The organism is Falsiroseomonas sp. E2-1-a4 (assembly GCF_051433165.1).
In the GTDB taxonomy this organism is placed as follows: domain Bacteria; phylum Pseudomonadota; class Alphaproteobacteria; order Acetobacterales; family Acetobacteraceae; genus Falsiroseomonas.
On the sequence record NZ_JBHMFS010000001.1, the window covers coordinates 38,653 to 54,660 of the forward strand.

The 16,008-nt window shown below is 68.2% G+C and carries 17 protein-coding genes; 5 read left to right on the forward strand and 12 right to left on the reverse strand.

Features of this window, described 5'->3' with window-relative positions:
• Nucleotides 1–57: 57 nt before the first annotated feature.
• A complete protein-coding gene (locus ACFHNC_RS00205; protein ID WP_437167179.1) occupies nt 58–885 on the reverse strand; it encodes an aldo/keto reductase in 828 nt (275 codons plus the stop codon).
• On the opposite strand from ACFHNC_RS00205, the gene ACFHNC_RS00210 reads away from it, so the two are divergent.
• Nucleotides 884–1,558 (forward strand): hypothetical protein, encoded by a 675-nt coding sequence (locus tag ACFHNC_RS00210; RefSeq protein ID WP_437167180.1) that lies wholly within the window; start codon nt 884–886, stop codon nt 1,556–1,558. The genes ACFHNC_RS00205 and ACFHNC_RS00210 overlap by 2 nt on opposite strands.
• 287 nt (nt 1,559–1,845) lie before the next feature.
• Here ACFHNC_RS00210 and ACFHNC_RS00215 read toward each other — a convergent pair whose 3' ends face one another.
• The 7 genes from ACFHNC_RS00215 to sdhC all read right to left on the reverse strand — a co-directional run bounded on the left by ACFHNC_RS00215 (nt 1,846) and on the right by sdhC (nt 8,046).
• Entirely contained in the window at nt 1,846–2,649 is an 804-nt protein-coding gene (locus ACFHNC_RS00215; RefSeq protein ID WP_437167181.1) for an undecaprenyl-diphosphate phosphatase, read from the reverse strand.
• A 94-nt stretch (nt 2,650–2,743) separates the two neighbouring features.
• Complete coding sequence (locus tag ACFHNC_RS00220; protein ID WP_437167182.1) at nt 2,744–3,832, reverse strand: TRAP transporter substrate-binding protein; 1,089 nt, start codon at nt 3,830–3,832, stop codon at nt 2,744–2,746.
• A gap of 108 nt (nt 3,833–3,940) precedes the next feature.
• Nucleotides 3,941–4,360 carry a DUF4149 domain-containing protein gene (locus ACFHNC_RS00225; protein ID WP_437167183.1) on the reverse strand — a complete coding sequence of 140 codons (420 nt, stop codon included), beginning with the start codon at nt 4,358–4,360 and terminating at the stop codon, nt 3,941–3,943.
• Between the two features lie 149 nt (nt 4,361–4,509).
• The gene (locus ACFHNC_RS00230; protein ID WP_437167184.1) at nt 4,510–5,292 is read right to left on the reverse strand and encodes a succinate dehydrogenase iron-sulfur subunit; all 783 of its coding nucleotides are present in this window, start codon (nt 5,290–5,292) and stop codon (nt 4,510–4,512) included.
• A 17-nt stretch (nt 5,293–5,309) separates the two neighbouring features.
• A complete protein-coding gene (gene sdhA / locus ACFHNC_RS00235; RefSeq protein ID WP_437167185.1) occupies nt 5,310–7,127 on the reverse strand; it encodes a succinate dehydrogenase flavoprotein subunit in 1,818 nt (605 codons plus the stop codon).
• Nucleotides 7,128–7,198: 71 nt separating this feature from the next.
• Nucleotides 7,199–7,591: a succinate dehydrogenase, hydrophobic membrane anchor protein gene (gene sdhD, locus ACFHNC_RS00240; RefSeq protein ID WP_437167186.1), complete on the reverse strand. Its 393-nt coding sequence runs from the start codon at nt 7,589–7,591 to the stop codon at nt 7,199–7,201.
• An 11-nt stretch (nt 7,592–7,602) separates the two neighbouring features.
• On the reverse strand, nt 7,603–8,046 hold the full coding sequence (gene sdhC, locus ACFHNC_RS00245) for a succinate dehydrogenase, cytochrome b556 subunit (protein ID WP_437167187.1): 444 nt from the start codon (nt 8,044–8,046) through the stop codon (nt 7,603–7,605).
• 157 nt (nt 8,047–8,203) lie between these two features.
• Here sdhC and ACFHNC_RS00250 point away from each other — a divergent pair, with 157 nt between their 5' ends.
• Nucleotides 8,204–8,380 carry a hypothetical protein gene (locus ACFHNC_RS00250; protein ID WP_437167188.1) on the forward strand — a complete coding sequence of 59 codons (177 nt, stop codon included), beginning with the start codon at nt 8,204–8,206 and terminating at the stop codon, nt 8,378–8,380.
• Between the two features lie 252 nt (nt 8,381–8,632).
• Nucleotides 8,633–9,229, forward strand: coding sequence for a YajG family lipoprotein (locus ACFHNC_RS00255; protein WP_437167189.1), 597 nt, complete (start codon nt 8,633–8,635; stop codon nt 9,227–9,229).
• Between the two features lie 259 nt (nt 9,230–9,488).
• On the opposite strand, the gene ACFHNC_RS00260 is transcribed toward ACFHNC_RS00255, so the two are convergent.
• The 3 genes from ACFHNC_RS00260 to ACFHNC_RS00270 form a co-directional block, all read right to left on the reverse strand.
• Nucleotides 9,489–10,511, reverse strand: a complete 1,023-nt coding sequence (locus ACFHNC_RS00260) for an aspartate-semialdehyde dehydrogenase (protein ID WP_437167190.1) — start codon at nt 10,509–10,511, stop codon at nt 9,489–9,491.
• 78 nt (nt 10,512–10,589) lie between these two features.
• Nucleotides 10,590–12,908 (reverse strand): methyl-accepting chemotaxis protein, encoded by a 2,319-nt coding sequence (locus ACFHNC_RS00265; RefSeq protein ID WP_437167191.1) that lies wholly within the window; start codon nt 12,906–12,908, stop codon nt 10,590–10,592.
• A gap of 145 nt (nt 12,909–13,053) precedes the next feature.
• Nucleotides 13,054–14,046 carry a TAXI family TRAP transporter solute-binding subunit gene (locus ACFHNC_RS00270; protein ID WP_437167192.1) on the reverse strand — a complete coding sequence of 331 codons (993 nt, stop codon included), beginning with the start codon at nt 14,044–14,046 and terminating at the stop codon, nt 13,054–13,056.
• Nucleotides 14,047–14,173: 127 nt separating this feature from the next.
• Here ACFHNC_RS00270 and ACFHNC_RS00275 point away from each other — a divergent pair, with 127 nt between their 5' ends.
• Entirely contained in the window at nt 14,174–14,599 is a 426-nt protein-coding gene (locus ACFHNC_RS00275) for a DUF1489 family protein (protein WP_437167193.1), read from the forward strand.
• A gap of 114 nt (nt 14,600–14,713) precedes the next feature.
• Entirely contained in the window at nt 14,714–15,220 is a 507-nt protein-coding gene (locus tag ACFHNC_RS00280) for a hypothetical protein (RefSeq protein ID WP_437167194.1), read from the forward strand.
• Between the two features lie 36 nt (nt 15,221–15,256).
• Here the strand turns inward: ACFHNC_RS00280 and ACFHNC_RS00285 are convergent, their stop codons facing one another.
• Nucleotides 15,257–15,907 carry a CoA transferase subunit B gene (locus ACFHNC_RS00285; RefSeq protein ID WP_437167195.1) on the reverse strand — a complete coding sequence of 217 codons (651 nt, stop codon included), beginning with the start codon at nt 15,905–15,907 and terminating at the stop codon, nt 15,257–15,259.
• Between the last annotated feature and the right edge of the window lie 101 nt (nt 15,908–16,008).

Here is a 16,008-nt window from a genome sequence, read left to right on the forward strand (position 1 = left end):
GATCTCCTGTCCAAAACCAAACTTAATGTGCGGATTTGGACATTACCAGCAAAATCCTCAGAGCATCTCCAGCCCCTGTTTCCGCGTCGGCGGTGGGAAGGCTGCGTTCAATTCCGAAATATCCTCCGCCGTCAGCCGCAGATCCCGCGCCGCCACGTTGGCGCGCAGATGCGCGGGGTCCGAAGCCTTCGGAATTGCGATCACCCCGGGCCGCGCCAGCACGAAGGCCAGCGCCACCTGCGCCGGCGCCACGCCGTGCCGCGCCGCCACCGCCCGCAAGGCCCTGTGCCGCAGCAGCGCCCCACCCTGGCCGATTGGGGAATAGGCCATCACCGGCATCGACCGCTCCGCGCAGAAGGGCAGCAGGTCGAATTCCACACCGCGCGCCTCCAGGTTCCATAGCACCTGGTCCGTCGCGCAATCCGCCAGCGCCGGTCCCAACTCCCGCAAATCCGCCACATCCAGGTTCGAGACGCCCCAGCGCGCGATCTGTCCGCGGGCCCGCGCCGCCTCCATCGCCTGCACCGTCTCCGCCAGCGGCACCCCGCCGCGCCAGTGCAACAGATACAGGTCCAGCCGCTCCACCCGCAGCCGCTTCAGGCTTGCCGCCAGCGCCACCGGCAGCTTCTTGGCGGACGCATTGTGCGGATAGACCTTGGAGACCAGGAAAACCTCATCCCGCCGGCCGGCGATGGCATCGCCCACCACCTCCTCCGACCCGCCATCGCCATACATCTCCGCCGTGTCGACCAGCGTCAGGCCGAGATCGAGGCCCAGGCGCAGCGCATCCGCCTCCGCCCGCCGGTCCCCGCCCTCACCCATCCGCCAAGTCCCCTGGCCGAGCGCCGGCACCATCACGCCATCATGAAACCGCACCTGATCCATGGAACCGCCGCCTCCCTCATCCCATCTGCCCGACATGACCCGCATCGCACTGCCTCTCGCGGCCTTCATGGCCGCCGCCGCCCTCGCCAACGCGCAACCCGCGCAGAACGTGCAGGGCCAGGTGCCGGAGGAAATCGGCTCCTGGCGCCTGTCCTGCCTGGCCGACCGCATGACGGACCGCGCCGACTGCCTGCTGCGCCACCGCGAACCCGTGGAACCGGCGCAAAGCGCCACCGGATCCTCCCTCGTCCTCGAAGTGCAGGACCGCGGCGGACACCTGGTGCCCGTGGTCGCCGCGCGCGACCTTTCCCTTGAATCCGCCGGCCGCGGGCTGCTGGCCATGACCGGCACCGCGCAACTCCGCTTCCCGCCCAACCGCCACTTCGAACTGCCCTGCACCCTGGAAGGCCGAAGCCTGGTCTGCGCCCCCCGACCCGAAGACGCCGCCCGCGCCGCCGCCGAACTGCCCACCGCCCCCACCGCCCTGGTCCGCATGATCGGCCTCGGCGCCGGATCCGACCGCGCCGACCCCGCCGAACTGCGCCTGACCCAAACCCAGGAGGCCCTGACCCGCTTCCGCAGCCGCGTCCCCGAAGGCAGCACCCCGCCACCCTCCTCCGGCCTCACCCTCCCCGACATAACCAACCGCCTGCAACGCCTGTTCGGAAACTGACGCCGAGACGGCGTGGTTGGGGGGGCGGCGCGGGTTGTTTGCAGGGGGACGCTGTCCCCCTGCACCCCCTGCCAAGGGGCAGTGGCCCCTTGTAACCCTTGAATCATGAGTAGGAAGGGAGAGGGGGCCGGAGCGACCGCGTGATCCACGCAACCGCCAGCCCCCTCTCCCTTCCTACTCAAAGGTCCTGAGGTCCAGGAGGCCACTGCCTCCTGGCGGGGAGGGTGCGGGAGGGGCAGCGCCCCTCCTGCAAATCACCAGCGCGCCGTCCCCCGACCGCGCCGTTCTCAGCGCAGGATCAGGAACGCGAGCATGAGGGTGCCGAGGGCGATGCGGTAGTAGCCGAAGGGGGTGAAGCCGATGCGGGTGATCACGCTCATCAGCCAGCGCACCACCACCAGGGCGACGAAGAAGGCGGTGATGAAGCCGATGCTGATCTGGCCGAGGTCGGCGATGTCGAGGTCGGCGCGCACCTTGTAGAGGCTGTAGGCGGTGGCCGCGAACATGGTGGGGATGGCGAGGACGAAGCTGAATTCGGCAGCCGTCCGGCGTTCGACCCCGACGAGAAGGGCGGTGATGATGGTGGCGCCGGAGCGGGAGGTGCCGGGGATCATCGCCAGGGCCTGGCCGAAGCCGATCAGCAGGGCGGCGAGGGGGCCCATTTGGGGAACGGTGTGGATGCTGGGTGCGGGCCGCCAACGTTCGATGGCGATGATGGCGAAGCCGCCGATGATCAGCGCGAAGCAGACCACCCAGGGGCTGAACAGCAGGCCGGTGATGGTGCTGTGGAAGGTGGCGCCGAGGATGGCCGCGGGGATGAAGGCCAGGATGAGGTTGGTCGCGTAGAAGCGTTCCGGCCCGGGTTTCCAGGCCAGCGTGGCCAGGCGCCACAGGGTGTGGCGGAACAGCAGGACGACGGCGAGCACGGCGCCGAGCTGGATGCTGATTTCGAAAGTCTTGCCGGGCGGGCCTTGGAAGCCGATGAGCTCGCCGAGCAGGATCATGTGGCCGGTGGAGGAGATCGGCAGGAACTCGGTCGCGCCCTCGACCACGCCCATGGCCAGGGCAGACAGCAGCGTACCGAGGTCCATCAGCGCATCATCCGTGTCGGTGTGCGCTGGCTATACGGCAGGCGGCGGCGCGCCGCGATGGCGCGCCGCCCGGGATGGCCCGGATTTTATCGCCTCAGCGAACGGTTTGCGCGGCCGAGAAGGCGAAGTTGTCGTAGCTGTTCTCGGCGATGCGGAACCACTGGAACTGCTCGGTGCGGAAGCGGCCGTAGCTTTCCATGATCTTGGCGAAGCGTGGGTTGCCGCGGGCGAGGTCTGCGTTCATCTCCTCATTCGCCTTCCAGGCGGCTTCGAGCACCGGGCGCGGCCAGAAGCGCAGCTGTGCGCCGGCAGCGACCAGGCGGCGCAGCGCCTGAGGGTTCAGGAAATCGTAGCGCGCGACCATGTCGGCATCCGCCTCGGCGCAGGCCACTTCCAGGGCGTGCTTGTACAGGTCCGGCAGGGCGTTCCAGGCGCGCATGTTGGACATGAAGTGCAGCCGCGCACCCGGCTCCCAGAAGCCCGGGGCGTAGTAGAAGCGGGCGACGCGGACGTAGTTGGCACGCTCATCGTCATGCGGGCCGACGAATTCCGCCGCGTCGATCACGCCGCGCTCCAGCGAGGGATAAATGTCGGCGGGGGCAATGAGCGTGGGGGCGGCGCCGAGGCGGGTGAACAACTGCCCGGCCAGGCCGGTGATGCGGAACTTCAGGCCGCGGAGCTGGTCGACGGAGGTGATCTCGTTGCGGAACCAGCCGCCCATCTGCGCGCCGGTGTCGCCCGCCGTGATGCCGTGGATATTATATTCGTTGAACAATTCCGCCGCGAGCTGGTTGCCGCCGCCGTAGCGGAACCAGGACGTCATCTGCCGCGTGTTCAGGCCGAAGGCCATGGCGGTGAAGGGCGCGAAGCCCGGTTCCTTGCCGATGTAATAGTAGGAGGCGGTGTGCCCGGCCTCGATGGTGCCGGCCTGCACGGCGTCGAGCACCTGCAGGCCGCCGACGATCTCGCCGGCCGGGAAGGTCTGTATGCGGAACTTGCCGTCGGTCAGCTGGGCAACGCGGGCGGTGATCTTCTCGAAGGTGCCGTACAGCACGTCGAAGACGCGGGGGAAGGAGGAGGCGGCGCGCCAGCGCACCTCCGGATTGGCCTGGGCAAGGGCGGGCGTGGCGAGGGCGAGGGGCGCGGCCGCGGCGGCGGCGCCCAGCATGGCACGGCGGTTCATGGAACTTCCTCCCGGGGTAGGCGCGCGCGGGCGAGTGGCCCGCTTCTGACCCCAGGATTAATCTATCCTGCAGCCGCGGAAAAGGTGCGGATTATTGCGGCGGCAGGCTCAGAAGACGAAACCCGCGAGCACGACTCCCGCAGCGATGAGTTGCAGCAGGTTGGCCGCGACGGAAAGGCGGTGCCCGGTGTCAAAGCCGCGCTGGGCACTGGCATCGCCCGCCTTCAACTGGTCCGACAGGGCGTTGATGCGCGGCATCAGCACCTGGCGGAGGAAGACGGTCAGGCCCGCAATGGCGGCCATGATGCCGGCGTCGGTCTTCGAGAGGGGGAACAGCGCCACGCAGGCCGCGGCGGAGGTGGCGAGCACCCACAGATAGTAGGGCGGGAAGACGCTGCGGATGAAGCGCCCAGCCATCTCGCCCGGCAGCACGCGGAAGACGATGGGGGCGATCAGCGCAGCGAAGAAAGCCATGCCGCCGAACAGCAGCGCCGTGGAGAACAGCGCGATGACAAGCAGGGCGGTCATGGTGCGGCGGCTGCGGCCAAAGGCGTCACACCGGCGGCCGATCTGGCTGGCCTGCGCCCGCCACGGGCGGGCGAGCGGCCGAAGGGCCGCCGCCGCTCATGCGGCGAGCCCTGCGCGCGGAGCGCGCGCCTGGCGATTGAAGGTCAGCATCACACCACGCGCTCGGCGAGCATCTTCTTGATGTCGCCGATCGCCTGGGCCGGGTTCAGCCCCTTCGGGCAGGTCCGGGTGCAGTTCATGATGGTGTGGCAGCGATACAGCTTGAACGGATCTTCCAGCGCATCCAGCCGGTCGCCCGTGTGCTCATCGCGGCTATCCGCGATCCAGCGATAGGCCTGCAGCAGCACGGCAGGGCCGAGGTAGCGGTCGCCATTCCACCAATAGGACGGGCAGGCGGTGGAGCAGCAGAAGCAAAGGATGCATTCCCACAGCCCGTCGAGCTTGGCGCGTTCCTCCTTCGACTGAAGGCGCTCGCCATCCGGCGGCGGAGGGGTATCGGCCTTCAGCCAGGGCTCCACGCTGCGCAACTGCGCGTAGACCTGGGACAGGTCGGGGACGAGATCCTTCACCACCGGCATATGCGGCAGCGGGTGGATGCGGACCTCGGCCTTCACATCCTCGATCGGCTTCAGGCAGGCCAGCGTGTTCAGCCCGTCGATGTTCATCGCGCAGGAGCCGCAGATGCCCTCCCGGCACGAACGCCGGAAGGTCAGCGTGGTGTCGACCTCGTTCTTGATCTTGATCAGCGCATCCAGGACCATCGGCCCGCACTGGTCCAGGTCGATGTCGAAGGTGTCCGTGCGCGGGTTTTCGCCCGTATCCGGATCCCAGCGATAGATCTTGAAGGACCGCACCTTCGTCGCGCCTGCCGGCGCGGGAAAGTGCTTGCCCTTCGTGATGGTCGAGTTCTTCGGCAGCGTGAAGGTGGCCATGGTCTTCGATCCGATCCCTAGTACACGCGCGCCTTGGGCGGGAAGACCTGGACCTCGTTGGTGAGGGTGCGCATCTTCACGTCGCGATAGTCCAGCTTCACGTTCCGGTTGTCATCCACCCAGGCGAGGGTGTGCTTCATCCAGTTCGCATCGTCGCGATCCGGGAAATCCTCATGCGCGTGGGCGCCGCGGCTTTCCTTGCGCGCTTCCGCGCCATGGATCGTGGTCAGCGCATTGCCGATCAGGTTGTCCAGTTCCAGCGCCTCGACCAGGTCGCTGTTCCAGATCAGGCTGCGGTCGGCGATCTTGATGTCGTCATAGCCGGCGGCGACCTTGCTCATCTTCGCCACGCCCTCACGCAGCAGCTCGCTGGTGCGGAACACGGCGGCGTGCTCCTGCATCGTGCGCTGCATCTGCAGGCGGACGTCGGAGACGGTGGAGGTGCCCTTCGAATTGCGGACCTTGTCGAAGCGCGCCCAGCTGGACTCGCCCGCACCCGGCGGCAGCGGCGCCTGGCTGGCACCCGGCTTGATGGTCTCCGCCGCGCGATGCGCCGCAGCGCGGCCGAACACGACCAGGTCGAGCAGCGAATTGGTGCCGAGGCGGTTGGCGCCGTGGACGGACACGCAGGCGGCCTCACCCACCGCCATCAGCCCGCGCACCACCCGGTCCTGGTCCTTGGAGGTGGGGTTCAGGACCTCGGTGTGAATGTTCGTCGGAATGCCGCCCATGTTGTAATGGACGGTCGGCAGCATCGGGATCGGCTCCTTCGTCACATCCACGCCCGCGAAAATCTTCGCGGTCTCGGAGATGCCCGGCAGGCGCTCATGCAGCAGGTCCGCGCCCAGGTGTTCCAGGTGCAGGTGGATGTGGTCCTTCATCGGGCCGACGCCGCGGCCCTCGCGGATTTCCACTGACATGGCGCGGGAGACGACGTCGCGGGACGCCAGATCCTTCGCCGTCGGCGCATAGCGCTCCATGAAGCGCTCGCCCTCGGAATTCGTCAGGTAGCCGCCTTCGCCGCGCGCACCCTCGGTCACCAGGCAGCCCGAGCCATAGATGCCGGTCGGGTGGAACTGCACGAATTCGTTATCCTGCAGCGGCAGGCCAGCGCGCAGGATCATGCCGCCGCCATCGCCGGTGCAGGTATGGGCGGAGGTGCAGGAGAAATAGGCGCGGCCATAGCCGCCGGTCGCCATCACCACCTGCTGCGCGCGGAAGCGATGCAGGCTGCCGTCTTCGAGGTTCCAGGCGGTGACGCCGCGGCAGACGCCCTCATCATCCATGATGAGGTCGAGCGCGATGTATTCGACAAAGAACTCGCAATTGGCCTTCAGCGCCTGCTGGTACAGGGTGTGCAGGATGGCGTGGCCGGTGCGGTCCGCAGCCGCGCAGGCGCGCATCGCCGGCGTCTTGCCGTAATCCTGCATGTGCCCGCCGAAGGGGCGCTGGTAGATCTTGCCATCCTCGGTGCGGCTGAACGGAACGCCGTAATGTTCCAGCTCGATGATCGCCGGAATCGCCTCGCGGCACATGTATTCGATGGCGTCCTGGTCACCCAGCCAGTCCGACCCCTTCACGGTGTCGTACATGTGCCAGCGCCAGTCATCCTCGCCCATATTGCCGAGCGCGGCGCCAACGCCGCCCTGGGCGGCGACGGTGTGGCTGCGGGTTGGGAAGACCTTGGTGATGCAGGCGGTCTTGAGGCCGGAGGCCCCCATGCCGAAGGTGGCGCGCAGCCCCGCACCGCCCGCGCCCACCACGACCACGTCATAGGTGTGGTCAACGATCCGATAGGCTCCGCCGCCGATTGCGGGCTTGGAGATGGCGTTCATCTGTCTGCCGTCCATCCGTGTGGCGGGGCGAAATGGCCCACGCCGATTGGTCCCGAGTTTGGTCTGAACCCTCAGACCGCAAGGCGCAAAACGGCCAGGGCAGCCGCCAGCGCCAACAATGCACAAATTGCCTTCACGGCCAGGACGGAGGTGATCTTCACCCATTCCGGCTTGGCATAGTCTTCCAGCACCACCTGCAGCCCCGACGCGGTGTGGTGGAAGGTCAGGCCGATGAGGGCCAGCAGCAGTACCGCGTTCACCGGGTGCCCGATCCAGGCCATCGCCTCCAGATGCGTCATGCCGGCGGACGTCGCGAGCGACGCGATGAACCAGATGGTCAGCGGCAGCAGCGCGAGCGAGGTGACGCGCTGCATCCACCAGTGATGCGTGCCGGATTTGGCGGAGCCGGAGCCGCGGACGCGGCCGAGCGGGGTGCGGAGGCTGGTCTGGCGGGGGGATTCCATGGTCTCGTTCCTCACCAGGAAATCAGCAGCGCGAGCCAGGTCAGCGCCGTCAGCACCGCGGTGCCGATCAGCACGGCGCGGCCGGATTTGTAGGTGGTCGGGATGTCGTAGCCATAGCCGGCATCCCAGAACAGGTGGCGCACGCCGGCCAGCGTGTGAAACCAGGCCGCGGCCGTCAGGCCCATCAGCGCCAGGATGCCGAGGACCGAACCCAGGAACCACTGCACCCAGTCAAACGCCGCCGGCCCCGATGCCGCCGCCACCAGCCACCACACCATCAGCACCGCGCCGAAGGTCCAGGCGATGCCCGTGGCGCGGTGGGTGATGGAGAGCGCGCTGGTCATCTGCATCATGTCGTAGACCTGCAGATGCGGCGAAAGTGGCCGGCGCACCTGCGTGCCATCGGTCCGGCGACCGAGCATGGTCGCGTCGTTGGCGTCCTGGGTGGATGACATGCGGTGCCCGCTCCTCATGGCGCGCCAGCCCTCGGGCGCGCGCATAGTGTTGACAGGGTTTTATGGTGCACCGCGCCATAGCGTCAACTTAGGCTGGCGGAAATAGGAGAACAAATCGTGAAGACGGCGGGTAATTAGGAATGATATCCTTACCCGCATGCGCCACACGGACCCGCCAACCCGCCTGCCCCGCTTCGCCCGCCGGCGTCCCGCGCCGGGGCGCGACCCTTGCGGAGGCGCCCGCCCGGGCTGGACGCGCGCGCTGCTCGACGTGCTGCACAAGCTGCTGACGGCCGGTGCCGCGCTGGCGACGATATTGCGGGTGTTGTTCTGAAGGAATATTAATCGGAGCGCTGTACAGCAAAAAATTCTGTGGGAAGTTCAGCGAAGGCGGAATTCGGCGAGGCTCATCCTAATTCCCGCTATCGACCAGAGACTTCATGGTCATGGGAACCCGCGGCTCCTGTTCATCGCGGACAACAGCAGCATACCAACCATTCATCCCGAGAAGGTTGGCGGCGCCTGAGCAGGCTACACATCACTCGGTAAGTTTGGTATGGATTCGATCCATTCCGGAGGAATCGGTATGCTGCGCCTACTTTTTGCGTGCCTGCTGGTTAGCGGGTGCGCCCTTGAGCGTGACTACATCGAGGTTCGGCATGTCGCGGCGCCTGGAATTCAAGCTATTCAGGGTGCCAGCAATGTCGGCGTCACGGTCGAGGCTCGAGACGGCCGCACAATCAGAGACAGAGTTAGCAACAAAATTAATGGCTACGGGATGGAGATGGCCCCAATTGTCTCGACCAACGATGTAGTCGCCGAAACTCAGCGTGCTGTCGTTGAAGAGCTGACATTTAGGGGCTTCAGAATTGGCGGAAACGACGCTCGCCTTGATGTCGAGGTTTTACGCTTCTACAGCCAGTTCCGCACCGGGTTCTTCGCTGGATCGGCGAATGCTGACCTGTCAGTCAATGTGCGCCTGACCGACCAGCTTGGCCGCCTGATCCTCGCAAAGACCTTCACCGCGGAGGGAATTGTTCCAAGCCTGCAACTGGCGACCGGTGCCAATGCGCGTTTGGCGCTTGAAGATGGGCTGCGAAAACTGATCCGGATGATCGGGGACGATGTTGAGCTGGCTCAAGCCCTTCTGCGGACTGCACCCTCTGAGCGACCAGTCAGCTAGATCAAAGCCGGCCGATATCAATGCCGTGATTTCGGCGTCTGGTGTGAGGCGCGGCCATGACCTTGTGTGGAGTCGCGCCCGTGATTGTGACGCAACGCAAGGTCACCAAGGCTCCATGCCACCTTCGACCCAGCGCCGATGCGCGGCGGAACAAGCGGGCATCGGTTCTGCGCCTCCAGGCAACGTGGGCGCTGCCCGTGCCACAACGGCGGTACTTACGTTCGCCTGATCGCTGTCGTTGAAACGGCAAGCCGCCCCGCTACGCCCCCAACAACCCCTGCGCCACCAGTTCCTCCGCGATCTGCACCGCGTTCAGCGCCGCGCCCTTGCGCAGATTGTCGCAGACACACCAGAAGGCCAGGCCGTGCGGTACCGTCAGGTCGCGGCGCAGGCGGCTGACATAGACGGAATCCTCGCCGGCGATCTCGGCCGGCGTCGCGTAGCCGCCATCCTCCCGGCGATCGAGCACGATGATTCCCGGCGCCTCGCGCAGCGCCTCCCAGGCCTGTTGTTCCGTGATCGGCTCCTCGAACTCCACATGCACCGCCTCGGCATGGCCGATGAAGACGGGCACGCGGACGCAGGTGGCCATCACGGCGATGTCGGGGCCGAGAATCTTCCGGGTCTCCTCCGCCATCTTCTTCTCCTCCCGCGTCGAACCGTCGCCGAGGAAATTGTCGATATGCGGGATGCAGTTGAAGGCGATCTGCTTGGTGAACTGCTCCGATGGCGGGGTTTCGTTCACATAGACGCCACGGGTCTGCGACCACAGCTCGTCCATCGCCTCCCGCCCCGCGTCGGAGACGGCCTGGTAGGTGGAGACAACCACCCGCTTCACCCGCGCCAGGTCGTGCAGCGGCTTCAGCGCCACCACCATCTGGATGGTGGATCCGTTCGGGTTGGCGATGATGCGGCGCTTCTTGAATCGAGCCAGCGCCTGCGGATTCACCTCCGGCACCACCAGCGGCACGTCGGGGTCCATGCGGAACTGGCCGGTCGTGTCGATCACCACGCAGCCGGCCGCCGCCGCGCGCGGCGCATGGATCGCACTGATGGCGGCGCCGGGCGAGAACAGCGCCAGGTCGGTACCCTTGAAGTCGAAGCTGTCCAGCGACTGCACCGTCAGCACCTGGTCATCCCCGAAGGAGACCTGCTGCCCGGCGGACCGGCCGGAGCCGAGCGCCACCATGCGGTCCACCGGAAAGGCGCGTTCCGCCAGGGTCTTGAGGATCTCCCGCCCCACCGCCCCGGTGGCGCCGACCACGGCCATCCTGTAGCCCATGCTGCCGCTCCTGCCTTTTCCGGGGGTGGGCTTAGGCGCTCCCCCCCGGCATCGGCAAGTTTCCCGCTGGGCGCGCCGCTAGATGGCCCGCACGGCGCGCAGGAAGCTGTCGGTCTTCTGGCGCAGTTGGGTGGCCTGGTTGGCCAACGCGCCGCTGTCGTCGCGCATGGCGCTGGCCGCCGTGCCGGTGGCCTGGGCGGCGCCGCGCACACCCTCGATCCGCTGCGCCACCGTCTGCGTCGCATCCGCCACCTGGCTGGCGCTGCGGGCAATTTCCTGCGTCGCGGCGCCCTGTTCCTCCACCGCCGCGGCGATGGCAGTGGCGATTTCGCTGGTGCGCTCCACCGTCGCGCCGATGCCGCGGATGGCGGCCACCGCCTGGCTGGTGGCCTGCTGCATCTGGCCGATCTGGGCTGCGATCTCCTCCGTCGCCTTGGCGGTCTGGCCGGCGAGGGACTTCACTTCGCTCGCCACCACCGCGAAGCCCTTCCCGGCCTCCCCGGCGCGGGCTGCCTCGATGGTGGCATTCAGGGCGAGAAGGTTGGTCTGGCCGGCGATGTCGCCGATCAGCCGGACCACGTCGCCGATGCGCGCCGCGGCCTCGGACAGGCCCTGCACGGTGGCATCCGTGGCGCGGGTCTCGGCCACGGCCCGGCTGGCGACCTGCGCGGCTTCGCCCACCTGACGGGAGATTTCGCTGACCGAACTGGCCATTTCCTCCGCCGCCGCGGCCACCGCCTGCACATCGCCCTGCGCCTGGCCGCCGGCCGCCGCCACCGCCGCCGCTTCCTCGCCGGAGGTCGCGGCGGTGCCGGAGAGCGAGATGGCGGATTGCTGCAGCCGCGCCGCGGACTCGGCCACCGCCGCCACCACCGCGCCCACTTCCGTCTCGAAGGTGTCCGCCAGGCGCACCTGTTCGGTCACCACGCTCCAGGTCAGCATGGTGGCCGTGTAGGTGCCGCCCGCGTCGCGGATGGCGGAGACGCGAAGTTCCAGTACGTCCTTGCCCAGGTTGATGCGGGCCGTGTGCGGCAGGCGCGACGGGTCGGACAGGATGGCGCGCTGGTGCGCCGCGTTCTTGTGGAAGATGTCGATGCTCTGCCCGAGCATCTCCTCAGGCCCGCAGGGCAGGTGCTGGCGAATGGTGTCCAACAGGCGCGTCGTTGCCGCATTCATGTAGGTCATGCGGAAATTGTCGTTCGGGTCGGCGCTCATCACCGCCGCCGGAAGCTGCTCGATCATCTGGCCCTGGGCGAAGGCGCGATTGACGGTGGCGCGCAGGCCTTCCAGCGCCTCCGCCATCTGGCCGATCTCGTCGCGGCGGCCACGGTCGGGCACCGCCACCGCGGCTTCGCCGGCGGCGATGCGTGCCATCACGGCGGACAGGCGGCGCATCGGCGCGCCGACGCCGCGCGCCATGGCGAGGGAGGACAGCAGCAGCACCAGGCCGATCGCGCCGCCCGCCCAGATCACGGCGTCGCGCACGGTCTCGGCACGCTGCATGACATATTCGCGCTGCGTGGTGGCCACTTCCTCACCGGCCGTGACCAGGGCGCGGATGGCATCGTCCAGGCCCGCCCGCGCCGTAGCCACACCCTCGCGGCGTGCCTTTTCAATGGCCTCGCCGGCATCCAGGATCTTGGCCGCCGCCACGCCGATGCCCTGCGCCCGCTCCGCCAGGCGGTTCACATCGTCCTGCAGCCGGGCCGGCGCCTCGATGGCCGTCAGGCCGCGGCTATGCACGCGGGCCTGGGCGATGCCGCGCCGCACGCGGCGCAGCTGCGCCTCGTCGCCTGTCGCCAGCAGCCGCTGCACGCCGATCCGCACATCATTCACCGCGCCATGCACCGTCAGCAGCCGGTGGCGCGCATCATCCTGCTGCTCGGCCGGCAGGTCGAAGCCGAAGCTGGCGGAGACCGCCTCGAACAGCGAATCGTATTCGGCGGAAAGCGGGAACAGTTCCTTGTCGCGCGCCTGGATCATCTGCAGGCGAAGCTGCGCCACCACCTCAAGCGCCGCGCGGTAGCTCTCCGCCGCCTGGGTCAGCGCCGTCGCGGCCCCGGCCACACGGGGGGACCCGGAGGCCCGTGCCGCCTCCTGCGCCCCGGTGACGCTGGCTCGGATCGTATTCTCCACCGCGGCCCAGGCCGGCGCCTGGCTGGCCTCGTCATGGGTCAGCAGCAGGTCACGTTCCAGAACCGCCACCTCGCGGAGCTGGTCGGCATTGTTGTCCATCCGGTCCATGGCGCCCTGCATGCGGGCGGAATCCACCTGCGCGGTGGTGATCCCCGAAGTCTCCTGCCAGACCAGTACGACAAGTCCCGACAGCAGAAGCAGGGTGAGCGCAGCGGAGGCGGCCAGTTTGCGGCCGACCGAAAGGTCGAGGAGAAAACGCATAGTGCAGGCTCCACGAGACGACTGAGCCCGCAGAGTGCCTGCACCGTCTTGCCAGCGCGTGAATGCCACGCTGGCAAGTTTCGTGGCGCGATCACGGAACCGTTAGCAGCACCCCTGCCGCCCGCTCCGCCCCGCCCTTTTCGCCTCAGGCCTGGACGAGGTTGTCCGGCACCTGCTGGCCAACCTCGCGCAGGTAGCGGGCCGCGCCGGGGTGGAAGGGCAGGAAGGTGTTCTTGGTCCAGTTCGCCGCAACCGTCTCCGACGCCGTGGCGATCGCGGCCTTCAGCCGGTCGTTCTGAGAGAGTACCGACTTGGTGATCTCATAGGCCAGGTCGTCGGGGATCGACTTGTGGACGATCGCGAAGTTGTACATGCCGACGATGCCGAGCGGCTTCTGCTGGGTGCGGTAGGTGCCCATGGGCAGCGAGCCGGCGGCCAGTTCCGGGTACTTCGCGGTCAGCTTGGCGATTTCGTCCTGCGTGAAGTCCAGGAAGTTCACCTCGGCCTGCACCTCGATCTCGGAAAAGGCCGGTACCGGCACGCCAGAGGCGAACAGGAAGGCGTCCAGCAGCCCGTCCTGGATCTGCCCCACCAGGTCGGAGGCGGAGCCGTAGCGGACGGCGGAGGGGGTGATGCCCAGCTCCGTCAGGATCTGCGGGTAGTAGGTGCCCGGCGTGCCGCCGCGCGGTCCGACGCCGACGCTCTTGCCGTTCAGGTCGGCATGCTTGGTGATGCCGGTGCGCTTCAGCGCGATGCCGTGGAACGGCGTGTCATACATCGGGAACAGCGCGCGGATGTCGCGGAAGCGGTTGCCCTGGGTCCAGGCGCCAACGCCATTCCAGGCCTGCAGCGCCACGCCCATGGTGGCCATGCCCAGCTCGATCTCCTTGCGGTTCACGAGGATGATGTTCTGGTTCGGGCCCTGCGTGGTGCGGTAGGAGATCTGCACCCCGGTGGCTTCCTGCGCGATCTGGCCCCAGGCCGGCCCATACAGCGCATAGGTGCCGCCCGGTGCGGCGGTGCCCATGTTGAGGGCGCGCGGCCAGGATGCGTTGCGCGGCTGCGCGATGGCAGGGGTGAAGAGTGCGGGCGCGGTAGCGCCGAGGATGGTCGCGCCCAGAAGGTTGCGGCGAAGCATAAATCGTCTCCCTTGGAAATTTCGTTGCCTCCGATTAACCCGGGATTGCGCGGCGGGGCAAGCTTTAGCGGCCTCCGGGTGCGGCGGGCCTTGCGCGGACTCGGCGATTCGCCACATGCATTGCCGCATGCTGCACCTGCTGAAACTCTGCGTCGGACCGAAGGAAGTGGCGGAGCTGGCGGCCGGCCAGGCGCGCCGCGCCGCCCTGGACCCACCGCTGCGCCACCAGACGCGGATGATGCCGAAGCGTGCGGCGGAGCTGGTGGAGGGCGGGTCGCTCTACTGGGTGCTGTCCGGTGCCATCCGGGTGCGCCAGCGCATCCTGGAGGTGCGGGATGAGCGCTGGGACGATGGCAGCGGCTGCGCCGGCCTGGTGCTGGACCCGGAGCTGGTGCTGCTGGAGCCACGACCGCAAAAGCCCTTCCAGGGCTGGCGCTATCTGGAAGCCGCCGCGGCGCCACCGGATGCACCGCGCGGCAGCGCCGCCGCCACCGGGCTGGCCGCCCTGCCGCCGGCCCTGCGGCGGGAGCTGGAGGCGCTCTGCCTGTTGTAGCTTCATTTGCGGTAAGGTTTCATCGCTTGTGCGGCGCCGCAGCGGAGTCCATCTTCCCCCCTGGCAGGCGCCCCCGCGTCGCCCGGCCACCGAGCCAAACTGGGATTTCGCCCGATGCGTCGCTTCGCCCTTCTGATCCTGCCCGCCGCCCTGACCCTGATCCTGGACCGGCCTGCCCAGGCGCAACACTGGAACGATGCCGGGCCCGGGCGCGACCTGCTCAGCTCCACCGTGACGGATTTCGAGGCCTTCCGGGAACGTACCCCGGCCGCCCCTGGCTTCACCCCCGGCACATCCTTCACGCCCGGCGTCGCGGCGGCCCAGGCGCCGGAACGCGGGCCGATTCCGCTGCTGGACTGGGTGCCGCCTCCGCCGGTCCCCGCCGCCGCCCCGGCCGCGCGGCGCAGCAGCCCGCCGCGCCGCACCGTGCGCCGCGCACCCGCGTCCCAGCCGGTACGCCAGATCGCGCCGGTGACGGCCACCCGCGCAACCCCCCCGGCTGCCGGTGGCGACTGGGAGCGTTCCCTTGCGGAGCGTGAGCGGGAGCTGGAGCGGCTGCGCCGGATCCTGGAGGATGACCGCCTGCGCTACCAGCAGGTCCGCCAGCCGCAGCTTCAGTAGGCCCGAACAGGGGCGCCTTGGCGGCGCCCCATCGGTTCAGGCATTCACCAGGGCGGTGCTGAAATCGGCCTCGGTCTTGTCGCGGATCTCGGCCTCGGTCACGCCGGGCGCCGTCTCCAGCAGGCGCATCGGGCCATCGCCCTTCTTGTCGATGGCGAAGACGCCCAATTCCGTCACCACCACATCCACCACGCGCCGGCCGGTCAGCGGCAGGTTGCAGTCGCGCAGCAGCTTCGGCTTGCCGCCGGCGGTGTGCTCCATCAGCACGATCACGCGCTTGACACCCGCCACCAGATCCATGGCGCCACCCATCCCCTTCACCATCTTGCCGGGGATCATCCAGTTGGCCAGGTCGCCATTCTGCGCCACCTGCAGCGCGCCCAGGATGGACAGGTCGATATGCCCGCCGCGGATCATGCCGAAGGACTGGGCGCTGTCGAAGAAGCTGCTGGAGGGGAGCTGGGTGATGGTCTGCTTGCCGGCATTGATCAGGTCCGGATCCTCCTCCCCCTCATAGGGGAAGGGGCCGAGGCCGAGCATGCCGTTCTCGGATTGCAGCTGCACCGTCATGCCGGGCGGCACGTGGTTCGCCACCAGCGTCGGGATGCCGATGCCGAGATTCACGTAGAAGCCGTCCTGCAGCTCGCGCGCCGCGCGCGCCGCCATTTCGTCGCGGGTCCAGGGCATTCCGTTATCTCCAGGAAAAGGCTAGGACGGCACGCGCCGCTTCGCGCGGGCCGAGGCCGCGAATGCGGCCCGCGCACAGACCAACAATGCGGCGGGGAGCC

Bases quoted from the DNA above. Each gene is read 5' to 3' on its own strand.
- ACFHNC_RS00205 (WP_437167179.1), bottom strand. From the start codon at position 885: ATGGATCAGGTGCGGTTTCATGATGGCGTGATGGTGCCGGCGCTCGGC.
- ACFHNC_RS00225 (WP_437167183.1), bottom strand. From the start codon at position 4,360: ATGACCGCCCTGCTTGTCATCGCGCTGTTCTCCACGGCGCTGCTGTTC.
- ACFHNC_RS00260 (WP_437167190.1), bottom strand. From the start codon at position 10,511: ATGGGCTACAGGATGGCCGTGGTCGGCGCCACCGGGGCGGTGGGGCGG.
- ACFHNC_RS00230 (WP_437167184.1), bottom strand. From the start codon at position 5,292: ATGGCCACCTTCACGCTGCCGAAGAACTCGACCATCACGAAGGGCAAG.
- ACFHNC_RS00280 (WP_437167194.1), top strand. From the start codon at position 14,714: ATGCGTCGCTTCGCCCTTCTGATCCTGCCCGCCGCCCTGACCCTGATC.
- ACFHNC_RS00210 (WP_437167180.1), top strand. From the start codon at position 884: ATGGAACCGCCGCCTCCCTCATCCCATCTGCCCGACATGACCCGCATC.
- sdhA (WP_437167185.1), bottom strand. From the start codon at position 7,127: ATGAACGCCATCTCCAAGCCCGCAATCGGCGGCGGAGCCTATCGGATC.
- ACFHNC_RS00220 (WP_437167182.1), bottom strand. From the start codon at position 3,832: ATGAACCGCCGTGCCATGCTGGGCGCCGCCGCCGCGGCCGCGCCCCTC.
- ACFHNC_RS00215 (WP_437167181.1), bottom strand. From the start codon at position 2,649: ATGGACCTCGGTACGCTGCTGTCTGCCCTGGCCATGGGCGTGGTCGAG.
- ACFHNC_RS00285 (WP_437167195.1), bottom strand. From the start codon at position 15,907: ATGCCCTGGACCCGCGACGAAATGGCGGCGCGCGCGGCGCGCGAGCTG.
- ACFHNC_RS00255 (WP_437167189.1), top strand. From the start codon at position 8,633: ATGCTGCGCCTACTTTTTGCGTGCCTGCTGGTTAGCGGGTGCGCCCTT.
- ACFHNC_RS00250 (WP_437167188.1), top strand. From the start codon at position 8,204: ATGCGCCACACGGACCCGCCAACCCGCCTGCCCCGCTTCGCCCGCCGG.
- ACFHNC_RS00275 (WP_437167193.1), top strand. From the start codon at position 14,174: ATGCTGCACCTGCTGAAACTCTGCGTCGGACCGAAGGAAGTGGCGGAG.
- ACFHNC_RS00265 (WP_437167191.1), bottom strand. From the start codon at position 12,908: ATGCGTTTTCTCCTCGACCTTTCGGTCGGCCGCAAACTGGCCGCCTCC.
- sdhC (WP_437167187.1), bottom strand. From the start codon at position 8,046: ATGTCATCCACCCAGGACGCCAACGACGCGACCATGCTCGGTCGCCGG.
- ACFHNC_RS00270 (WP_437167192.1), bottom strand. From the start codon at position 14,046: ATGCTTCGCCGCAACCTTCTGGGCGCGACCATCCTCGGCGCTACCGCG.
- sdhD (WP_437167186.1), bottom strand. From the start codon at position 7,591: ATGGAATCCCCCCGCCAGACCAGCCTCCGCACCCCGCTCGGCCGCGTC.